Annotated in this window: 16 protein-coding genes and 4 tRNA genes; 8 read left to right on the top strand and 12 right to left on the bottom strand. The window is 66.9% G+C overall.

What is annotated here, in order from left to right:
* The first annotated feature begins 33 nt into the window (after nt 1-33).
* On the top strand, nt 34-1980 hold the full coding sequence (dxs, locus tag ACTHNC_RS04350; RefSeq protein ID WP_440293363.1) for a 1-deoxy-D-xylulose-5-phosphate synthase: 1947 nt from the start codon (nt 34-36) through the stop codon (nt 1978-1980).
* Nucleotides 1981-2003: 23 nt separating this feature from the next.
* Here the strand turns inward: dxs and ACTHNC_RS04345 are convergent, their stop codons facing one another.
* From ACTHNC_RS04345 to ACTHNC_RS04325, 5 genes are all read right to left on the bottom strand, one after another.
* Nucleotides 2004-2537 carry a dihydrofolate reductase family protein gene (locus tag ACTHNC_RS04345; protein WP_440293362.1) on the bottom strand — a complete coding sequence of 178 codons (534 nt, stop codon included), beginning with the start codon at nt 2535-2537 and terminating at the stop codon, nt 2004-2006.
* Nucleotides 2538-2686: 149 nt separating this feature from the next.
* On the bottom strand, nt 2687-4828 hold the full coding sequence (locus ACTHNC_RS04340; RefSeq protein ID WP_440293361.1) for a 3-hydroxyacyl-CoA dehydrogenase NAD-binding domain-containing protein: 2142 nt from the start codon (nt 4826-4828) through the stop codon (nt 2687-2689).
* Nucleotides 4829-4836: 8 nt separating this feature from the next.
* On the bottom strand, nt 4837-6036 hold the full coding sequence (locus ACTHNC_RS04335) for a thiolase family protein (RefSeq protein WP_440293360.1): 1200 nt from the start codon (nt 6034-6036) through the stop codon (nt 4837-4839).
* 117 nt (nt 6037-6153) lie between these two features.
* Nucleotides 6154-7350, bottom strand: a complete 1197-nt coding sequence (locus ACTHNC_RS04330; protein WP_440293359.1) for an HRDC domain-containing protein — start codon at nt 7348-7350, stop codon at nt 6154-6156.
* Nucleotides 7343-7939: a DUF3000 domain-containing protein gene (locus ACTHNC_RS04325; RefSeq protein ID WP_440293358.1), complete on the bottom strand. Its 597-nt coding sequence runs from the start codon at nt 7937-7939 to the stop codon at nt 7343-7345. Before ACTHNC_RS04325 ends, ACTHNC_RS04330 begins: the two co-directional genes overlap by 8 nt.
* Before the next feature lie 84 nt (nt 7940-8023).
* Here ACTHNC_RS04325 and ACTHNC_RS04320 point away from each other — a divergent pair, with 84 nt between their 5' ends.
* Nucleotides 8024-9235 (top strand): alpha/beta hydrolase family protein, encoded by a 1212-nt coding sequence (locus tag ACTHNC_RS04320; RefSeq protein ID WP_440293357.1) that lies wholly within the window; start codon nt 8024-8026, stop codon nt 9233-9235.
* A gap of 34 nt (nt 9236-9269) precedes the next feature.
* Here the strand turns inward: ACTHNC_RS04320 and ACTHNC_RS04315 are convergent, their stop codons facing one another.
* Nucleotides 9270-9710, bottom strand: a complete 441-nt coding sequence (locus ACTHNC_RS04315) for a SufE family protein (protein ID WP_440293356.1) — start codon at nt 9708-9710, stop codon at nt 9270-9272.
* 43 nt (nt 9711-9753) lie between these two features.
* Complete coding sequence (locus ACTHNC_RS04310; protein WP_440293355.1) at nt 9754-10656, bottom strand: sulfurtransferase; 903 nt, start codon at nt 10654-10656, stop codon at nt 9754-9756.
* Nucleotides 10657-10872: 216 nt separating this feature from the next.
* Between ACTHNC_RS04310 and zapE the strand changes: the two genes are divergently transcribed.
* Both zapE and ACTHNC_RS04300 read left to right on the top strand, forming a co-directional pair.
* The gene (gene zapE, locus ACTHNC_RS04305; protein WP_440293354.1) at nt 10873-11925 is read left to right on the top strand and encodes a cell division protein ZapE; all 1053 of its coding nucleotides are present in this window, start codon (nt 10873-10875) and stop codon (nt 11923-11925) included.
* 181 nt (nt 11926-12106) lie between these two features.
* A complete protein-coding gene (locus ACTHNC_RS04300; protein WP_440293353.1) occupies nt 12107-13381 on the top strand; it encodes an ammonium transporter in 1275 nt (424 codons plus the stop codon).
* A 74-nt stretch (nt 13382-13455) separates the two neighbouring features.
* On the opposite strand, the gene ACTHNC_RS04295 is transcribed toward ACTHNC_RS04300, so the two are convergent.
* Nucleotides 13456-13528, bottom strand: a tRNA-Val gene (locus ACTHNC_RS04295).
* Nucleotides 13529-13720: 192 nt separating this feature from the next.
* On the opposite strand from ACTHNC_RS04295, the gene ACTHNC_RS04290 reads away from it, so the two are divergent.
* The 3 genes from ACTHNC_RS04290 (at nt 13721) to ACTHNC_RS04280 (ending at nt 14038) form a co-directional block, all read left to right on the top strand.
* Nucleotides 13721-13793 (top strand) — tRNA-Gly (locus tag ACTHNC_RS04290).
* A gap of 60 nt (nt 13794-13853) precedes the next feature.
* Nucleotides 13854-13927 (top strand) — tRNA-Cys (locus ACTHNC_RS04285).
* Between the two features lie 39 nt (nt 13928-13966).
* Nucleotides 13967-14038, top strand: a tRNA-Val gene (locus ACTHNC_RS04280).
* 116 nt (nt 14039-14154) lie between these two features.
* On the opposite strand, the gene ACTHNC_RS04275 is transcribed toward ACTHNC_RS04280, so the two are convergent.
* The 3 genes from ACTHNC_RS04275 to ACTHNC_RS04265 form a co-directional block, all read right to left on the bottom strand.
* Nucleotides 14155-15201 (bottom strand): hypothetical protein, encoded by a 1047-nt coding sequence (locus ACTHNC_RS04275; protein ID WP_440293352.1) that lies wholly within the window; start codon nt 15199-15201, stop codon nt 14155-14157.
* Between the two features lie 177 nt (nt 15202-15378).
* Nucleotides 15379-16164 (bottom strand): hypothetical protein, encoded by a 786-nt coding sequence (locus ACTHNC_RS04270; protein ID WP_440293351.1) that lies wholly within the window; start codon nt 16162-16164, stop codon nt 15379-15381.
* Entirely contained in the window at nt 16161-16694 is a 534-nt protein-coding gene (locus ACTHNC_RS04265; RefSeq protein WP_440293350.1) for a zinc finger domain-containing protein, read from the bottom strand. The genes ACTHNC_RS04270 and ACTHNC_RS04265 overlap by 4 nt, the downstream gene beginning before the upstream one ends.
* Before the next feature lie 58 nt (nt 16695-16752).
* Here ACTHNC_RS04265 and ACTHNC_RS04260 point away from each other — a divergent pair, with 58 nt between their 5' ends.
* A complete protein-coding gene (locus tag ACTHNC_RS04260; protein ID WP_440293349.1) occupies nt 16753-16989 on the top strand; it encodes a hypothetical protein in 237 nt (78 codons plus the stop codon).
* Nucleotides 16990-17111: 122 nt separating this feature from the next.
* On the opposite strand, the gene ACTHNC_RS04255 is transcribed toward ACTHNC_RS04260, so the two are convergent.
* On the bottom strand, nt 17112-18062 hold the full coding sequence (locus tag ACTHNC_RS04255) for a hypothetical protein (protein ID WP_440293348.1): 951 nt from the start codon (nt 18060-18062) through the stop codon (nt 17112-17114).
* Nucleotides 18063-18253: the final 191 nt, after the last annotated feature.

The following is an 18253-nucleotide window of genomic DNA, read 5'->3' as shown; positions in this document are numbered from 1 at the left end:
GACTGCGTTGGGCAGGAACGAAAGGCGGCCGGCATGACCCTTCTCGAGACGATCCGAGGTCCCCGTGATCTCGACGCTCTCTCGAAGGACCAGCTCGAGCAGGTGGCGGCGGAGGTTCGCGAGTTCCTCGTCTCCAACGTGGCCAAGACGGGCGGCCATCTCGGACCCAATCTCGGCGTCGTCGAGCTGACGATCGCGCTGCATCGCGTCTTCCAGTCGCCGCACGACGCGATCGTGTTCGATACCGGGCATCAGGCGTACGTGCACAAGCTGCTCACCGGGCGTCAGGACTTCTCGACTCTGCGTCAGACCGGTGGACTCGCCGGGTATCCGCAGCGGTCGGAGTCGGAGCACGACATCGTCGAGTCTTCGCACGCGTCCAGTTCGCTGTCGTGGGCGGACGGCATCTCGAGGGCCTTCACGATGACGGGTCAGCGCGAGCGGTACGTCATCGCCGTGGTGGGCGACGGCGCGCTCACCGGCGGAATGACGTGGGAGGCGCTGAACAACATCAGCGACGACAACGACCGCCGACTGATCATCGTCGTGAACGACAACGGCCGGTCGTACGCTCCCACGATCGGCGGCATGGCGCGCTTTCTCAACACGGTGCGCACCCGCCGCGGCTACAAGAGCCTCTACCTCACCAGCCGGGCCGCGTTCGACAAGCTGGGCGCTCCCGGCCGTGCCGTCTACCGGGGCATACGTGGCGGCCTGCACGGCTTCCTCTCCCGCTTCACGAACAACGAGGCGCTGTACTCCAACCTCGACATCAAGTACATCGGTCCGGTGCAGGGCCACGACATCGCCGCCCTCATGGAGGCGCTCGAACAGGCGAAGAACTACGACGCGCCCGTCATCGTGCACGCGATCACGCAGAAGGGGCGAGGCTACGAGCCCGCCCTGCGCGACGCTGCCGACCAGTTCCACAGCGTCGCACCGATCGACCCGGAGACCGGGGAACCGATCGCACAGGCCAGCGGCACGTCGTGGCCATCGGTCTTCGCCGACGAGATCGTGCGACTGGGCGAGAAGGATGCTCGGCTCGTCGGCATCACGGCAGCGATGCTGCGCCCCGTGGGACTGCACCGCTTCGCCGAACGGTTCCCGGAACGCGTCATCGACGTAGGCATCGCCGAACAGCATGCGGCGACCAGCGCGGCGGGCATGGCGTTCGGTGGCCTCCATCCCGTCGTGGCGCTCTACGCGACGTTCATGAACCGCGCGTTCGATCAGGTGCTGATGGACGTCGGCCTGCACAAGGCGGGCGTCACGTTCGTGCTGAGCAGCGCGGGCGTGACGGGTCCCGACGGGCCGAGCCACCACGGCATCTGGGACCTCGCGACGCTCCAGGTCGTGCCGGGCGTCCGGATCGCCGCACCGCGTGACGGTGAGCGGCTGCGGGAAGAGCTCGGCGAGGCCGTGGCTGTCCAGGACGGACCGACGGTTGTGCGCTATCCGAAGGGCGCAGTGCCCGAGCCGATCGAGGCCGTGCGCCGCACCTCAGACGGTGTCGACGTGCTGCGCGAGGACGACGGCCGCGACGTGCTCATCGTCGCGGTCGGAGCGATGGCCTCCACGGGCCTGGAGGTGGCACAACGACTGTCGGCACAGGGCATCGGATGCTCGGTGATCGATCCGCGTTGGGTGGTGCCCGTTCCCGCGAGCGTGATCGAGTTCTCCGCGCGGCACCGTCTCGTCGTGTGCATCGAGGACGGCATCCGGGTCGGCGGCATCGGCACTCGCATCAGACAGGACCTGCGCGAGGCAGGCGTCGACACGGCGGTCACCGAGGTGGGTCTGCCCGACGAGTTCCTCGAGCATGGTGCGCGGGCGGACATCCTGGATCGCGCACGGATGACGCCGCAGCACATCGCCCACGACGTGATGGGAATGGTGCTCGGCTCCAAGCTCCCGTACGCGCGCGGCGTCAGCGGCGACACGGGTGCCCAGCCGATCGTTGTCCGCGCCAAGGAGTGACAGCGCCGCCCGGCGCGGTCCTCTCAGCGAACGACGTCGTAACGCAGCCCCACGGCTCCGCTCGGGAAGTCGGTGCGCTCCGTGAGCCGAAGCCCGAGGTCGTGGTCGACCGGCAGTAACGGGGCGCCACCGCCGAGCACCACAGGCATGACGGTCACGATGAGCTCGTCCAGCCTGCCGAGCCTCGCGAACTGCGCGACGACATCCCCGCCCCCGACCAGCCAGACGTCACGGTCGCCTGCGGCGGCCATGATGTCGTCGACGACGGGTGCCGCGTCGCCGGCATGGAATCGCGCATCCCGCCCCTGCACCGCGGGGAGATCTCTGTGCGTGAACACCCAGGCGGGAACGTCGTACGTGTACGCGTCCGGCCCCTCGCCGAGGATGAATTCGTAGGTGGATGCGCCCATCACGATCGCGCCGATCTCCGCGATGAACCGCTCGTAGTCGGCCGTGAACTCCGCAAAGCCGAACGCGGTGAGCCAGTCGATGCCGTTCTTTCGGTCGGCGATGAACCCGTCAAGGCTGGAGGCGACGTAGTAGCGAAAGCGAGTCATCCACCGAACGTAACGCGGGCCCCGACATCCGATTGAGGCGAGGTTATGTATGCGAGCATCCATAACCTCGCCGATTGAGTGATGTTGAGCGGCGAAGCCGCGATCACATCACAAGAAAGCTGTCGAGGCCCGCGTTACTGGCAGAGGACCTACGCGCCGACGCCCTTCAGCACCGGGTGGTGGAACGTGTCGCCGAACACGCGCTCGCTGGCGCCCACCCTGTCGAGGTAGGGCGTGATCCCGCCCATCTGGAACGGGAAGCCGGCACCGAGGATCATGCAGAGGTCGATGTCTTCGGCGGCGGCCACGACGTGGTCGTCCTCGAGCATGCGGTGGATCTCGTCAGCGAGGCCGTCTTGCACGCGCGTCAGGATCTGCTCCTCGGTCAGCGGCTTGTCGCCGACGGCGATCACCTTCAACGCTCCCTTGTCGAAGCCCTTGACGTTGCCCTTGCCGTCCTTCTCCAGCAGCTTGCCGTAGTCAGCGAGCTTGTGCAGGTTCTCGCTGCGGTGGAAGCGATCGGGGAACGCGGCGTGGTGCGTGTCGAGAACGTGCGCGCCCACCCGGAGCCCGACCAGATCGAGCAGCACGGAGGGCGACATCGGGAGCCCGAGCGGTGCGATCGCCTTGTCGACGGTCTCGAACGGCGTGCCGCTGTCCACCGCGTACATCGCCTCACCGAGCAGCTTGGCCAGCACGCGGTTCACGACGAAGCCGGGGGTGTCGGCCGTGATCACGGCGTTCTTCTTGAGCTTCGCGGCGGTGACCATCGCGGTCGACAATGTGGCGTCATCCGTCTTCGGCGCCTTCACGACCTCGATCAGAGGCATCACGGCGACCGGCGTGAAGAAGTGGAAGCCCACGAGTCGCTCCGGATGCTCGAGCTTCGCGCCGATCTCGTCGACGGACAGGCTCGAGGTGTTCGTGGTGAGCACCGCCTCGGGCGAGACGATCTTCTCGATCTCGGCGAACACGTCCTGCTTGACACCGAGCTCCTCGAAGACCGCCTCGATGACCCAGTCGCAGTCCGCGAACTCGCTCTTGTCGGTCGTGCCGCGGATGAGCGAACGCAGCCGGTTCGCCTCGTCGGAGCCGATGCGGCCCTTGCCGAGCAGTTTGTCGATCTCGTCGGTGATGTAACCGACGCCCTTGTCGACGCGCTCCTGGTCGATGTCGGTGATGACGACAGGCACCTGCAGCCTGCGCAGGAAGAGCAGCGCGAACTGGCTGGCCATGTACCCGGCGCCGAGAACGCCGATCTTCGTGACCTTCTTCGCGAGCTCCTTGTCGGGAGCGCCGGCCGGCCGCTTCGCGCGCTTCTGCACCAGGTTGAAGGCGTAGATGGATGCTTGCAGCTGGTCCCCGGCGATGAGATCGGCGAGCGCGTCATCCTCCAGCGCGAAGCACGCCTCCTTGTCGCCGCCTTTCGCCGCCTTCAGCAGGTCGAGCGCCTTGAACGGCGAGAGCGGGACGGTACCGAGCTTGGATGCCACCTGATCGCGCGCGATCTTGATGGCGATGTCCCACTTCGCGAGGCGCTCCAGCCTGCCCGGCGCATTCTTGCGCTCCACCTTCTCGGTGCCGCCCAGAACGCCGTCGACGAACTTGATGGAGTCCTCGAGGAAGTTCACCGGGGCGAAGAGTCGGTCCGCGATGCCGAGCTCGAAGGCGTCCTGCGCCTTGAGCATCCGGTTCTGCTTGAGCGGGTTCTCGATCACGACCCGCAGGGCGTTCTCGATGCCGATCAGGTTCGGCAGGAGGAACGTGCCGCCCCAGCCGGGCACGAGACCGAGGAAGACCTCGGGCAGGCCGATCGCTGCGGCGGAGGCGTCGATGGTCCGGTAGTCGGCGTTGAGCGGCAGCTCCAACCCTCCGCCCAGCGCGAGCCCGTTGATGAACACGAAGCTCGGCACGCCGAACGATGCCTGCTTGCTGAACACGAAGTGCCCGAGCTGGGCCAACCGCTTCGCGATGTCGCGGCTGGGCACCTCGGCGACCTTGGAGAGGTCGGCCCCGGCGGCGAGGATGAACGGCTTTCCGGTCGTCGCCACCGCGTGGATCTCGCCACGCGACGCTCGCTGCGTCAGCTCGTCGAAAGTCTTGCCCAACTCGAGCAGTCCGACAGGGCCGAACGTGTTCGGACGGGTGTGGTCGCGCCCGTTGTCGATGGTGACGAGCGCGAGCACCTTGCCGGATGCCAGCTTCACGTCGCGCACGTAGTTGTGCGTCACGACCTCGTCGTCCGCGAACGCCAGCAGGTCGGAGAAGTCGATCTTCGAATAGTCGGTCACGCCCGTGCTCACTTTCCGTACTTCTTGTGGTGCGGGTTCTCCCAGATCACCGAGCCGCCCTGGCCGAGGCCGACGCACATGGCGGTCAGGCCGTAGCGCACCTCGGGGTGCTGTTCGAACTGGCGCGCGAGCTGGATCATCAGCCGTACCCCGCTGGCGGCCAGCGGATGCCCGATAGCGATCGCACCACCCCATTGGTTGACGCGCGGGTCGTCGTCGTCGATGCCGAAGTGGTCGAGGAAGCTCAGGACCTGAACGGCGAACGCCTCGTTCAGCTCGAACAGGCCGATGTCGTCGATGCCGAGGCCCGCGTTCTTCAGGGCGCGCTCCGTCGACGGGATCGGCCCGATGCCCATCACCTCGGGCTCGACGCCCGCGAACGCGAACGACACCATGCGCATCTTCGGGGTGAGGCCGAACTCCTTCGCCGCGCGCGACGAGGCCAGCAGTGAGGCGGTGGCACCGTCCGTCAGCGGAGACGCGTTACCGGCCGTGACCCGCCCGTGCGGACGGAACGGCGTCTTCAGGGTGGCGAGGCCCTCCATCGTGGTGTCGGGCCGCATGCCCTGGTCTTCGGTGGCAAGACCCCAGCCCTCTTCGCTCCGGTACGACACCGGAACGAGGTCGGCCTGGATGTCTCCTGTCGCGTACGCGGCGGCAAGCTTCTGCTGGCTGCGCATCCCGAACCGGTCCGACCGTTCCTTCGTCAGCTGCGGGAAGCGGTCGTGCAGGCGCTCTGCCGTGTTGCCCATGTTGAGCGCCGCAGGGTCCACGAGCTTCTCGGCCACGAACCGGGGATTCGGGTCGACGCCCTGCCCCATCGGGTGGTGTCCCATGTGCTCGACGCCGCCTGCGATGACGACGTCGTACTGTCCGAAGGCGATGCCGGATCCCGTGGTGGTGACAGCGGTCATGGCGCCGGCGCACATGCGGTCGATCGCGAACCCGGGCACCGTAGTGGGCAGCCCCGCGAGGATCGCCGCCGAGCGTCCGAGTGTCAGACCCTGGTCCCCTTGCTGAGTCGTAGCGGCGATCGCGACGTCATCCACCCTGTCCTTGGGCAGGCCCGGGTTGCGCTCGAGCAGCCCGACGATCGACTTCACCGCCAGGTCGTCGGCCCGGGTGTTCCAGTAGATGCCCTTGTCACCTGCCCGTCCGAACGGGGTACGCACCCCGTCCACGAACAGAACGTCAGCTCTTTCGGCCACTTCGCCTCCCATGTCAGGTCATCAGAGGCCCGACGGCAGGCGGCGCCCGCATTCGGAACCTCTTACGCAGAAGATCCTAGAAACCGGCCCCTGCCGCGGAGAATCGATTGCGCGTTCCTACGAAGCGGATTCCGGCGGCTCGACGGGGGATTGGCCCGCTTCGACAAACGCTGCCGCAACGATGCCTGCTGTGGCGCGCACCTGCCAGGGGCGGGCATCCGCCTCCTGCATGGCTGCGGCGATCGTCGACTCGTCGACGGTCTCGGGCGGCGACCAGGCCAGGCGCCGCAGGGTCTCGGGGGAGAGGAGGTTCTCGACGGGCATCCGCAGTTCCTCGGCACGCGCGTTGACGGCGGCGCGTGCCGCTCGCAGCCGTTCGCTCGCCTCCGGGTTGCGGTCGGGCCATGCTCGCGGTGGCGGGATGCTCTCACCGCTGGAACGCAGCACGGGAAGGTCGTCTGTGGTGCGGCCGCGACTCACCGCATCCCACCAGCGGTCGATCTCGGTGCGGCTTGCTCGCCCGGTGAACTCGCGGAGGGCGGCGAGCTCGCGCTTGCTCCCCGGCAGGGTCTTGGCGACGGCAGTGATCGAGGCGTCGGGCAGGAGTCGGCCGGGCGCGATGTCCTTGCTCCGCGCCAGCTCGTCTCTTGCATGCCACAGCTCCCTTGCCACCGCGAGGTTGCGGAGCCCACGGATCGAGTGCACACCAGAGAGCCGGCGCCAGGGCTCGTTGCGTGCCGGCTTGGGACTCCGCGAGAGCTCGAAGGCGAACTCCTGTGCCGCGATCTCCTGTTTCTCGTCCTTGAGCAGAAGCTCCTGCTCCGCCTCCATCAGATCGACGAGAAGCTCAACGTCGAGCGCGGCGTACGTCAGCCACGGTGCTGGCAGCGGGCGAGTGGACCAGTCGGCCGCGGAGTGCTCCTTCGCCAGATGGATGCCGAGCAGTTCCTGCACGATCGTTGCGAGCCCGACCCGCGGAAAGCCGAGCAGCCGGGCGCCGAGCTCCGTGTCGAAGATGGTCGCGGGGTCGAGTCCCACCTCACGGAGGCAGGCGAGGTCCTGGCTGGCGGCGTGCAGGATCCAGGGCACGTCACCCACGGCATCCTGCAGCGCGGAGAGGTCGCCGAGTGCAGGCGGATCGAACAGGAAGACCCCGGCATCGCGTCGGAACATCTGGATGAGATACGCACGCTGCGAGTACCTGAATCCGGACGCGCGCTCGGCATCCACGCCGACGGGGCCGGTGCCGGCCCGCAGCGCCTCGACGGCCCGACTGTATTCGGAAGGGGTGTCGACGACGTGGTACTCAGTCACGCGACGTTCTCCGCTGGGTGAGCAGTCGCACTCCGTCCGGCAGCGGAGGGATGCCTGCGAGCATGCAGAGCAGGTCGCCCCACGCCTCGACGTGGGCGCGCATGTCGAGACCGCCGGGCGTCCACGAGGCCCGCAGCTCGAGCTGTGCTCCGTCGCCCTGCTTGGCCAGTTCCCCGAAGCCGGTGGAGATCACCTTCGTCGCCGTACCGGACGCGGACGTGTAGTCGGCGCTTCGCTCATCGAGCGCGTCGATCAGCCACGACCAGGCGACGTCGGCGAGGAACGGGTCGAGACCGATGTCCGTCTCCAGCGGTGCCTGCGCGAAACACACCACGCGGAACGTTCCACCCCACTCCTCGGGGGCCGACGGGTCGTAAAGCAGCACGAAGCGACCGGTGCCGAGGTCGGAGTCCCGGCCGTGCCGCACCGGCGCGATATCGGCGGCCAGCGCGATCGCATAGGGTGCCAATCCCGTCGGTGCGGGGATCTCGTCGATGCTCAGCTCCTTGCGAGCATCGAAGCGGCGCACGGAGTCGGCCGCGGCAGCGAACTCCGCAGGAATGCCGGGGGCCGCGGGTGTAGGGGACACGTTGGCAGACTAGAGTTTCGGCTCGGGAGTTGACCGAAGGCACGCCGCGCCGTGCGGCCGCCTTCGCACCGGAGGGGAGTGTCGGTGGGCCGGCTGACCAAGGTTCTCGTTCCATTCGCCGTCGTCGGGGCCATCGGCGTCGTGGCCGCGGCCGGCTACGTCACGGCCGCGACCGTCGTCGCCAAGATGGTGGTGACCCCGTCGAGGCGCAAACGGGAGGACGCCGACATCCGTTCCGTCGCGTCCGATCTGTCCACGGTCACACTGACCGGCACCGCCGACGCGCTCCGCGTTCCAGGACGGTACGGGCTCTGGTTCTCGGACGATCGCGGCTACGCCCGCATCGGCGACATCGTCGGGCTCGGTGACGACGGCTCCGTCACGCGCGAGGTCGAGTCCGTCGTCTGGGGTGATCTGCGCACGGCCCGGCACGGTCGTCTCAGCAGCTGGTACTACACCTCGCCAGGCGATCTGGGGCTACCGGTCGAGAGCGTCGATGTGACGGTAGACGACGGGACGGCGCCCGCCTGGCTCTTCCCCGCGGAGCGACCGACGGATCGGTGGGCCATCCACGTGCACGGGCGGGGGACCCAGCGCCAGGAGGCACTCAGAGGCATCCCGGTCTTCCACGAGAAGGGCTTCACCTCGCTCGTCGCGAGCTACCGCAACGACGGCGATGCGCCGTCCAGCTCCGACGGCCGCTACGGGCTTGGCTCTACGGAGTGGCGGGATGTCGACGCGGCGATCGCGTACGCGCTCGCGAACGGCGCACGGCACGTCGTCCTCGTCGGATGGTCGATGGGCGGCGCCATCGTGCTGCAGGCATCCGTTCGGTCCGCTCATGCCGACAGCGTGCGGGGGATAGTGCTGGATTCGCCCGTCGTGGACTGGCCGGAGACGCTCGACTACCAGGCCGGCCTCATGCGTCTGCCGCGTGGCGTCGCCCAGGGCGCGCTCGTGCTGCTCGACTCGGCGTGGGCGACCGGTGTCGTCGGACAGGACGCGCCGGTCGGGCTCGCCGGGCTGGACTTCACGATGCGCGCACACGAACTGGACGTTCCGGTGCTGCTGATGCACAGCGACGACGACGGCTACGTCCCGGCGGATGCTTCGCACCGGCTGGCCGACATCCGCAGCGACATCGTCACGTTCGTGCCGTTCGAGCAGGCCAAGCACACCAAGCTCTGGAACTACGACAGCACGCGCTGGACCTCTGCGGTCTCGTCGTGGCTCGACGAACTGACGGGATCGCTGGACGAGACAATGTCGCTGGACGGGACGCGGGACCCGGCGTAGTCGCCGGATCCCGCGTCGAGCTCCGTGCTTCGCTTCAGGTGCCGCGCTTCAGCCGGACCTGATGCTTGGTGCGCCCGAGAAGAGCGGTCATTCCCCGCACGCGAAGCGGCGAGACCGCTTCGGTCAGACCGAGCTCCTGCGGGTAGTCGTCCGGGACCGCCAGCACCTCATCGGCGGTGAGCCCCGCCAGGCCCTGGGCAAGGATCGAGGCGAAGCCGCGCGTGGTCGGCGACTCCTTCGGAGCGGTCGCGTAGAGGTGCACGACCTCGTCCTCATCCACCTCCACGAAGATGAAGACAGGGGACTGACACTCGACGACACGCTCGAAGAGGTCCGGATGATCGCGGTAGCGCTCCGGAAGCTCCGGCAGTTCGTTGGAGAACTCCAGCAGCAACTGCAGGCGGTCGCGGAGTTCCAGCGCGAGGAACTCCTCTTTGATCTCCTGCAGGCTCGCGGGAAGCGTGGCGTTCGTCATCAGGCTTCCATTGTCTCAGACGGGTCTCAATGTCTCAGGCGGATCAGGCGGCCGGGGCTTCGCCGCGTTCGGCGCCCTTCACGATCGGCACGCGCACGGCGCTGCCCCACTCAGTCCAGGAGCCGTCGTAGTTGCGCACGTTGGTGAACCCGAGCAGGTGCGTGAGCACGAACCACGTGTGGCTCGAGCGCTCGCCGATCCTGCAGTATGCGATCACGTCGTCGCCGTCCTGCAGGCCGGCCTCGCCCTTGTAGATGGCCTCGAGCTCCTCGCGGTTCTTGAACGTGGCATCCGGGGCGGCGGCACGCGCCCACGGCACGGACGCTGCAGACGGGATGTGGCCGGGGCGCAGCGCGCTCTCCGTGGGGTAGCCCGGGATCTCGGTCCGCTCTCCGGTGTACTCCTCGGGGGAGCGCACGTCGATGAGCGGGCCGTGCCCGAGGTGCGAGAGCACGTCCTCCTTGAACGCGCGCACCTTGGAGTCGTCGCGCTCGACCACCGGGTACTCGACCGCCTGAGGCGTCGGCACCTCGGTCGTGATCTCGCGACCCTCCGCGATCCACTTGTCGCGTCCCCCGTCGAGGAGGCGAACATCCTCATGCCCGAACAGGGTGAAGATCCAGAGCGCGTAAGCGGCCCACCAGTTGTTCTTGTCTCCGTAGATCACGACGGTGGTGTCGCGGGAGATGCCCTTCTCTCCGAGCAGCTGTGCAAATCGCTCGCCCGAGACGAAGTCGCGCAGCACGGGGTCGTTCAGGTCGGTGTGCCAGTCGATCTTGACCGCGGTCGGGATGTGTCCGGTCTCGTACAGCAGCACGTCTTCGTCGGACTCCACCACCGCGAGACCCTCATCGCCGAGGTGTTCGGCGAGCCATTCCGTGCTCACCAGCCTCTCGGGATGTGCGTACTCGGCGAACTTCGCGGAATCGTCGAATCCCACGGTCATGGTTTCCTCCTCGTAGTAGGGGTACTGCTCTGTCAGGGCAGAAGCGCCTCACGGCTGTCGCGGTTGCGCCGCTCAAGGGCTCGATCGGCTCGGCACGAGCACGCTCGCATGATCCTCACCTCAATTAGGCTTGTCGCCTGTCCCTGACGCGAACTTACGCGCCACCGCATGGCAACCGCAGGGGCACTGTAAGACTTCGACACGTTAAGGAACCAGATGGCCGCGCATGCGCTTCCCGCCGCCGATCGCCTCACCGAAGTGACGCCGTCGATCACGGGCCGCGAGATCGCCGCCGAACTCGTTCCACCGCCGCAGTTCCACACTGCCACGTTCGAGTCGTATCGTCCCGACCGGGACTTCCCTTCTCAGGCGGCTGCGGTGCAGACACTCCGATCGTTCGCGCGCGTGTGGGAGCCGCCGCAGCCGGGCGGATTCTTCGGCTGGGGACGCAAGAAACAGGTGGAGCACAAGCCGGGCGTCTATCTCGACGGCGGCTTCGGCGTCGGCAAGACACACCTGCTCGCCGCGCTGTGGCACGTGGCCCCTGCACCCAAGTACTTCGGCACGTTCATCGAGTACACGGCCCTCGTCGGCGCGCTCGGCTTCCAGCCGACGATCGACCTGCTGCGCGGCTCGAAGCTGATCTGCATCGACGAGTTCGAGCTGGACGACCCCGGCGACACCATGATGATGACGAGACTGCTCGGCGCTCTGGTCGCCTCTGGCACCCGCATCGCCGCCACGTCGAACACGCCGCCCCAGGCGCTCGGCGAGGGACGATTCGCGGCTTCGGACTTCCTCAGGGAGATCCAGTCGTTGTCGTCGCACTTCGAAACCGTGCGCATCGACGGTCTCGACTACCGCAGACGCGACGTCTCCGGCGTCGCGGCTACGGTCGACGACGAGACGCTGGGACGGGTCGTCGACGCCATCTCCGCCAGGGGAGAGCACGTGACGGCAGACCGCTTCCGCGACGTCGTCGATCACCTGGCAACGGTGCATCCATCGAAGTACATCAAGCTGATCACCGACGTAGACGTCATCGCGCTCGCCGACGTCGAGCAGCTGCACGATCAGATGGAGGCGCTGCGCTTCGTCGCCTTCGTCGACCGGGTGTACGACGCCGAGATCCCGATCGTGGCCAGCGGCGTGCCGCTGAACGATGTCTTCGACGCCGAGATGCTTCAGGGCGGTTACCGCAAGAAGTATCTACGGGCGGTGTCCCGGCTCATCGCGCTCACGTCGGGCGAGCTCCCGCCGCACGACTGAGCCCTCGCTGCTGGGCCCTCGAAACACGCTGTTTACAACCGCGCTTTCCTTGTAACGGGCGCGAAACACACGAACCTCTCTCACGAAATCTGCCGGCAGCAGACTGACGACACCTCACCAGGCATGCGGCACCCGAGGCCGCGGTGATGAAGACACCGGCATTCAGTACGAGGGAGACCCCATGTTGTTGCACGCAGCGGCCGCCTACGATGCGCAGACGAGTGTGAACTCGCTGTGGCTGCTCGTCGCAGCAGCGCTCGTTCTGCTCATGACGCCCGGCGTCGCCTTCTTCTACGGCGGAATGGTCAAGGCGAAGAGCGTCATCAGCATGATGATGATGAGCTTCGGCGCGATCGCCATCGTCGGTGTCCTGTGGGTGCTGTACGGCTATGGACTCGCGTTCGGCAAGCCGCTGATTCCTGGATGGCTGGGGACTCCGGACTGGGGGCTGGCCAGCCTGCTCGGCAAGGACGGCACCACGCCGGACCTGAACGGCCTCGCATTCGCAGGGTTCCAGGCGACGTTCGCCATCATCACCGTCGCGCTGATCTCCGGCGCGATCGCCGACCGGGCGCGGTTCGGCTCGTGGATGGTCTTCGCCGGCATCTGGGTCACGCTCGTCTACTTCCCAGTGGCGTTCTGGGTCTTCAACCTCGGCAACGGATGGATCGCGCACACCCTGCACGTCAACGACTTCGCCGGCGGCACCGCCGTGCACATCAATGCCGGCGCGGCGGGCCTTGCTCTGGCGCTCGTGCTCGGGAAACGGGTCGGGTTCCAGAAAGGAATGAGCAAGCCGCACAACGTGCCGCTCACCCTGCTCGGCGCAGCGCTCCTGTGGTTCGGCTGGTTCGGGTTCAACGCGGGCTCCGAGGCCGCGGTCGACGGGATCGCAGCGCTGGCCTGGATCAACACACTTGCCGCCCCGGCCGCCGCCACGATCGGCTGGCTCGTCGTCGAGCGCATCAAGGACGGCAAGCCCACCTCCATCGGCGCGGCATCCGGAGCTGTCGCCGGCCTTGTCGCCATCACCCCTGCCTGCAACATCCTGACGCCGTTCTGGGCGATCGTGCTAGGCCTGCTCGTGGGGGCCGTCTGCGCGTTCACGATCGAGCTGAAGTTCAAGCTGGGCTTCGACGACTCGCTCGATGTCGTCGGCATCCACCTCATCGGCGGTCTCATCGGAACGCTGTACATCGGCATCTTCGGCCTCACCCACGTGGACGGCGACCCGACGAAGCCGTACTCGAGCCTTCTCTACGGCGGCAGCTTCTTGCAGCTCGGAGCGCAGGCCATCGGCGCGTTCAGCGTGATGATCTACTCGTTCGTGCTGGCGTACGCGATCGGCTGGGCCATTCAGAAGACGATGGGCTTCCGCGTCAAGACCGAGGACGAGATCGCCGGCGTCGACACCATCGTCCACGGCGAGGAAGGCTACGTGCTCGAGAACGTGTGAGCGGCACAGACTCCGCCTGATAAGAAGAAGGACCCGGCAATTGCCGGGTCCTTCTTCTTATGGTGTTCCGTTTGTGGGCGATACCAGACTCGAACTGATGACCTCTTCCGTGTGAAGGAAGCGCGCTACCAACTGCGCCAATCGCCCGCGAGCATCCGATTTCTCGACTGCCGCGGGTACCGATACTAGCCGACGATGAGGCGGCCACGCACTTCGCCGGGCGGTCCGGGCGAGTCCTTCTCGGCGACACGCGCGAGGGGCGACACGCGCCCCGCGCCGGTTTGAACATCGGATGGATGATCGGCTACAGTTTCAAGGCACGCAGAAATGCGAGCAAACGCGGATGTGGCGCAGTTGGTAGCGCATCACCTTGCCAAGGTGAGGGTCGCGAGTTCGAGTCTCGTCATCCGCTCGAGTGTGAGTCGGCCGCCGGCCGATGCATGGATGTGGGAATCCACACGAACCCACACACGGTGGCGTGGCCGAGAGGCGAGGCAGCGGCCTGCAAAGCCGTATACACGGGTTCGAATCCCGTCGCCACCTCCACTCTCGACCTCGGTCGGACAAAGCAACAAGCCTTCACAGGCGCGATTGGCGCAGCGGTAGCGCGCTTCCCTGACACGGAAGAGGTCACTGGTTCGATCCCAGTATCGCGCACAACACAAAGTGCAGATCAGGCCGGGTTTTCCCGGCCTTTTCTGATTTCCGTGCCCACTATGTGCCCGTTTCGCACGAGTTTCCATCTCAGATTCGAGGGCCAAGGGCAGCGTGGCTCAGGCCTTCTGAAGCTGCTTCTTAATCTCTTCGAGCCCCAGGCCGTCGAGGAACGCCCACGCCTCCGTGCTCGGCGGCTGGCCGGTCACGCACCATGCTTTCAGCCCGATGATCTCCGCACGACTGCGGCCGAACTCGAACTCGCCCAGCTTCGGCGACACTTCGAGGAAGCTGTAGACCGCCTCTTCGAGCGCGTTCATCCCAAGTGCTCCGCCGATCCGATCCGTGGCCTTGTCGCAGGCCGGGCACAGGTACCCGTAGGTCTTCTCCGGCCTTCCTCTTCCACCGAGCACGGCCTCCTGCGTGCTTCGCAGCCGACCCCACGGCTGGTCGTCCCTGCTCGTGCTGGGAGCCCGCGATACGCCGCACAGCAAGCATCCGCGTAGCGCTACGTGGCCGTTCTCACCCTCCGGCGGCTCGACCATCTCGGGGCGGAACGTCCGTGCCCGCAGGTACTGCGCGAAGTCGGATCGCATCACTTCGAGCTGTGCCTCGGTGACGTGGGCCCATCGGTGCGTGCCCGCCTGCTCAGGGTCCGCCCCGATCTTGATCACCGGGGCGAACCGCGACGACCACCGGGCCAGTCCGCCAGCGTTCGAGAGGTTCTTCAGCGCGAGCCGCAGCGCGTCGATCTTGGCGTCGATCAGCTGCTCCTGGCCGGTCTGTTCGAGCACGTCGAACACGATCAGCACGGCATCGATCGCGCTCAGCGCGTACTTCTTGTCCCCGAGAGAGCGGGCCAGCATCGGCCGCTTCGCGATGATCTCCTCGGCTCGTGCGCGGCGCTGACGGCAGGCGTCGCACAGGCCGAACCGGAACTGCCTAGGCTCGGGAAGCGCCATCACCACCGGCTCCCGATCGCCCACGTGCAGCCGCTGCTCGACGGCGGTCGCCGTAACGACCTCATCCGCGGTGGCGAGCTTGTCCACGATCAGCACTCCGCAGTCGGCGCAGGCGAGCACTGGCTGCGCCTCGTTCTTCTGCCAACGCCGCAGATCGCGCGGCTTGACGGTTCCCGGGTGGGTGACGACTGCTAGAGGGCTCATCGATTTTGGTGCCTTCTCGGGAGCGTGGACGGCGGCGGAGTCTTGGGCCTCCCGCCCCCGAGCGCTGGAACGGCGGGCGGGAGGGGCTTGGGTTGACCGAACCGGGCCGATTCAGTCTCGGCCGGGCGCGACGGGCGCTCGACCGTCTTCTTCCGCTTCGGCTTTCTGCGACTCATCTCACCAGATCCCCGAGGTCGGATTCCGCCGCACCACACGAGTACGGGATGCCATCTGGGGTTGTGGTTGCGGCTGCTGCTGCTGATCGGCGGGCTGCTGCTGGGTGGTGGAGTTCGCGACCATCTGGACGTCCTTCGGACTCACCAGCCCGAGGAACTGGCCTTCTTGGGTGAAAGCCGCGACCAGCTTCTTGCCGTCCGGTACCTGCACCTTGGCCGGGTCCGCGGTGCCGAGCACCTGGCCCTGGTCGTCGAACAACACGACGACCTGCGCCTTCGCTGCGAACTTCTGGGTAGCTCGCACTCGCGCCGCCAGCGCGGCGCCCTGCTGATCGATTGTGCGCCCCCCGGCGCGGATCACAGACGCACCGGGGGACGCAGGCACTCCGAGGGAGGTCGAACCTGCGGAGTGCCGCCTTCCACGGGGAGGGGAAGGGGCCTGTGAGTCGGTCATGATGAACTCCACTACGGTCGGCTCTTTGATGGAGCTGAAGTCGGGTTTCGAGCAGCCGCAGCCGGCATCGTTCTTGCCTGAGGCATTGGTCGTGATTCGGGCGAACGTCTGCGTAGCCGAGCCGTTCTCGTCACTGACGCCCAGCGCCGTCGCGAACTTCGTGGGCACGCCCTCGCGGATTCGCTCGAGCTGCCGAGCACGGCGGCCCCGGGACTCGATCACGTCGGCGCGAGCGCGCAGCACTCTGTCGCGCATCTCGCGCGCCTCGGCGTCCGCGTGCCGCACGTCCGCGTACACGATGGGCTGTGGATGTGGGGTCGGCTGCTCGCTCATCGCGTGCTCCTCAGCTGGCGCCGCAGGAACCCGTCGTGCTCCCCGGCGTCGTCCTCGGCCTGTAGGGTGCGGCGCCGATGAATCCGCTCCCGCGCCTCGCGGGAAGCCTCGTCCCGGCCGATCGCATCCACGAGCTGGTGCTGAACGTCCGGCCGTGCCTGAGGCCGGACAGCAACGCCGAGGGCTCGCTGCCACCTCTCGAAGTGGAAGCCGTGGCCGTTGCGCCAGCAATGCTCGCCGGGCTTGGCGGCGCACACCGGGCACGGGATCGAGAGGCCGGCGGCGATCCGCTGCGCGCTGGCCCGAGAACTCAGCCGTGCTTCGGTGACAGCATCCGGCCGGAGCCGGTCGGTGGTGACGGTGGCTGGTGACGTGGGCATGGTCGACCTCGATTCGTAATCGAGCCCGGCCCAACCATGGCCCTCGCGGGCGCCAGCGGCGAATTCTGTGGAGCGTGCGGCGTGTTCGCGCGGCGTGGCTCCCCGTTCCGTGCGTACTACGTCCCGCCCGGAATTGATGATGCCGAGCATAGCAGAACGCGATACTCTTTTCGTGCCCAATTGAGGCAGCCAATCGAAGGAGAACACCGTGAGCGAGCAGCAGACTTCCAAGCAGGGCGGCCAGCAGAGCGACTGGGCGGCCAGGACCATGAGCTTCGCGTACAACCCGATGCGGGCGAATCCCATCGTCCAGGCGGTCGCTCACGCTCGTGCCCTCGCCGACGACCTCACCCCCTCGCAACGATCGATGCGAGACAACGCCCTGGCGAAGGTCGCTGCTCTCCGTGCCACCGGCCTGTACTCCATGGCGCCGCGCGAGCGCTAAGCCGTCTGTCTCATCCCTCGTCCCATCCCGTCCCGATATCCCGCCTACTCCTACGGAGTAGTGGCGGGATAATCGGGACGGGATGGGACGAATAGGACGAGACAGCCGGCGTTGCGTGGCGCTCATGGGTTCGACTTCCAGTGGGACAGACCAGCTTCGACGGCTCGCTTCGGCGGGTGCGGCTCAACCTGCTTCGCGAGGTTCCAGGCCTCGACCACGGTGAGCCCCGGCTGGATGCCTTGATCCTTCATCCAGCCGACGGCGGACGCCGGAGTCCACTCGGGTTTCTTCTCCCGGGACGTCTCCGTGGCAGGACGGGATGCGGCTGAGGGTTTCTTTCTGGTGGCACTCTCGATTGCGAGCACGCGTTGACCCCAGAGAACATGGTCTCGCGCCAGCCATTCCTTATCAGAACCGTGCGTGGCGACGTACTCGGCCTTTGCTTCTTCACTATGGGCCACCCACCACGTCGCCTCGGCGACCATTGCTCGTCGGTTCATTTCCGTGAGCACGAAGGCCAGCGGAGCGGTGGAACCTAGAACCGAGTCGCCAGTTGATTGCAACCACAGGCTGCGATAGTCGTCATCCTCGGGCTCGATCCCGAGTTCATCCCATTCCGTGTCACCTTCCATATCGAGATGCCCTGCTGAAAGATGCTCTGGCGACTGATCGCCAGCCACACAACGAGGGCACAGCATTAGCCACTCTTCGAGAACATCGGCACCGCACCATCCGCATTCGGATTCCTTGTCCAGTACCGGCCAGCCGTTGTCCTCGATGAGCAGTCGCACGGTAGCGAGGCGGCGTTTGTCGGTGCTGCGGTGGCCATATGGGCACGGGAACTCGATCACGAACGGCAGCTCCGACGGCCACTTGCTGCGCCCCCACTCTTTGGCATGATTCGCGTTCACTCCGGCTGCATGCAATCCTCGGATCCACACATCGACCAGGGCGGTCGGCAAGAGCATCTGTTGCAACTTCGACTCGGTCGCAGCCCACCTCACGAGTGAGGTCGCGAACTCGCTTCGAGCGCTCTGCAGGAGCACGAGGTTGCCGACTGATTGCACGCTCATGGCTGGCCTCCCGTCGACTCGCCGGCCGCCTCTACGCGCGCCCGTGCCCTCGCGAGCGCCTGCTGCGCCTCACGGAGCACAGCTTCAGGCGTGGGGCGCGCCTTCAGTCGGGCAAGGGCTCTCGCCTCCAGCCAGCATCCTGTGGTGCAGAATCGGCCCGGTGTACCTCGCCACGGTTTGAAGAAGCGCCC

Origin of the sequence: Humibacter sp. (assembly GCF_051954055.1) — a bacterium.
Taxonomy (GTDB): domain Bacteria; phylum Actinomycetota; class Actinomycetes; order Actinomycetales; family Microbacteriaceae; genus Humibacter.
Note: the sequence above shows the minus strand (reverse complement) of the source record. Positions and strands in the feature narration are given on the sequence as shown.

Excerpts from the sequence above, each read along its gene's own strand:
- zapE (WP_440293354.1), top strand. The coding sequence starts at position 10,873 with ATGGCCGCGCATGCGCTTCCCGCCGCCGATCGCCTCACCGAAGTGACG.
- ACTHNC_RS04265 (WP_440293350.1), bottom strand. The coding sequence starts at position 16,694 with ATGCTCGGCATCATCAATTCCGGGCGGGACGTAGTACGCACGGAACGG.
- ACTHNC_RS04310 (WP_440293355.1), bottom strand. The coding sequence starts at position 10,656 with ATGACCGTGGGATTCGACGATTCCGCGAAGTTCGCCGAGTACGCACAT.
- ACTHNC_RS04300 (WP_440293353.1), top strand. The coding sequence starts at position 12,107 with ATGTTGTTGCACGCAGCGGCCGCCTACGATGCGCAGACGAGTGTGAAC.
- ACTHNC_RS04255 (WP_440293348.1), bottom strand. The coding sequence starts at position 18,062 with ATGAGCGTGCAATCAGTCGGCAACCTCGTGCTCCTGCAGAGCGCTCGA.
- ACTHNC_RS04315 (WP_440293356.1), bottom strand. The coding sequence starts at position 9,710 with ATGACGAACGCCACGCTTCCCGCGAGCCTGCAGGAGATCAAAGAGGAG.
- dxs (WP_440293363.1), top strand. The coding sequence starts at position 34 with ATGACCCTTCTCGAGACGATCCGAGGTCCCCGTGATCTCGACGCTCTC.
- ACTHNC_RS04275 (WP_440293352.1), bottom strand. The coding sequence starts at position 15,201 with ATGAGCCCTCTAGCAGTCGTCACCCACCCGGGAACCGTCAAGCCGCGC.
- ACTHNC_RS04270 (WP_440293351.1), bottom strand. The coding sequence starts at position 16,164 with ATGAGCGAGCAGCCGACCCCACATCCACAGCCCATCGTGTACGCGGAC.
- ACTHNC_RS04345 (WP_440293362.1), bottom strand. The coding sequence starts at position 2,537 with ATGACTCGCTTTCGCTACTACGTCGCCTCCAGCCTTGACGGGTTCATC.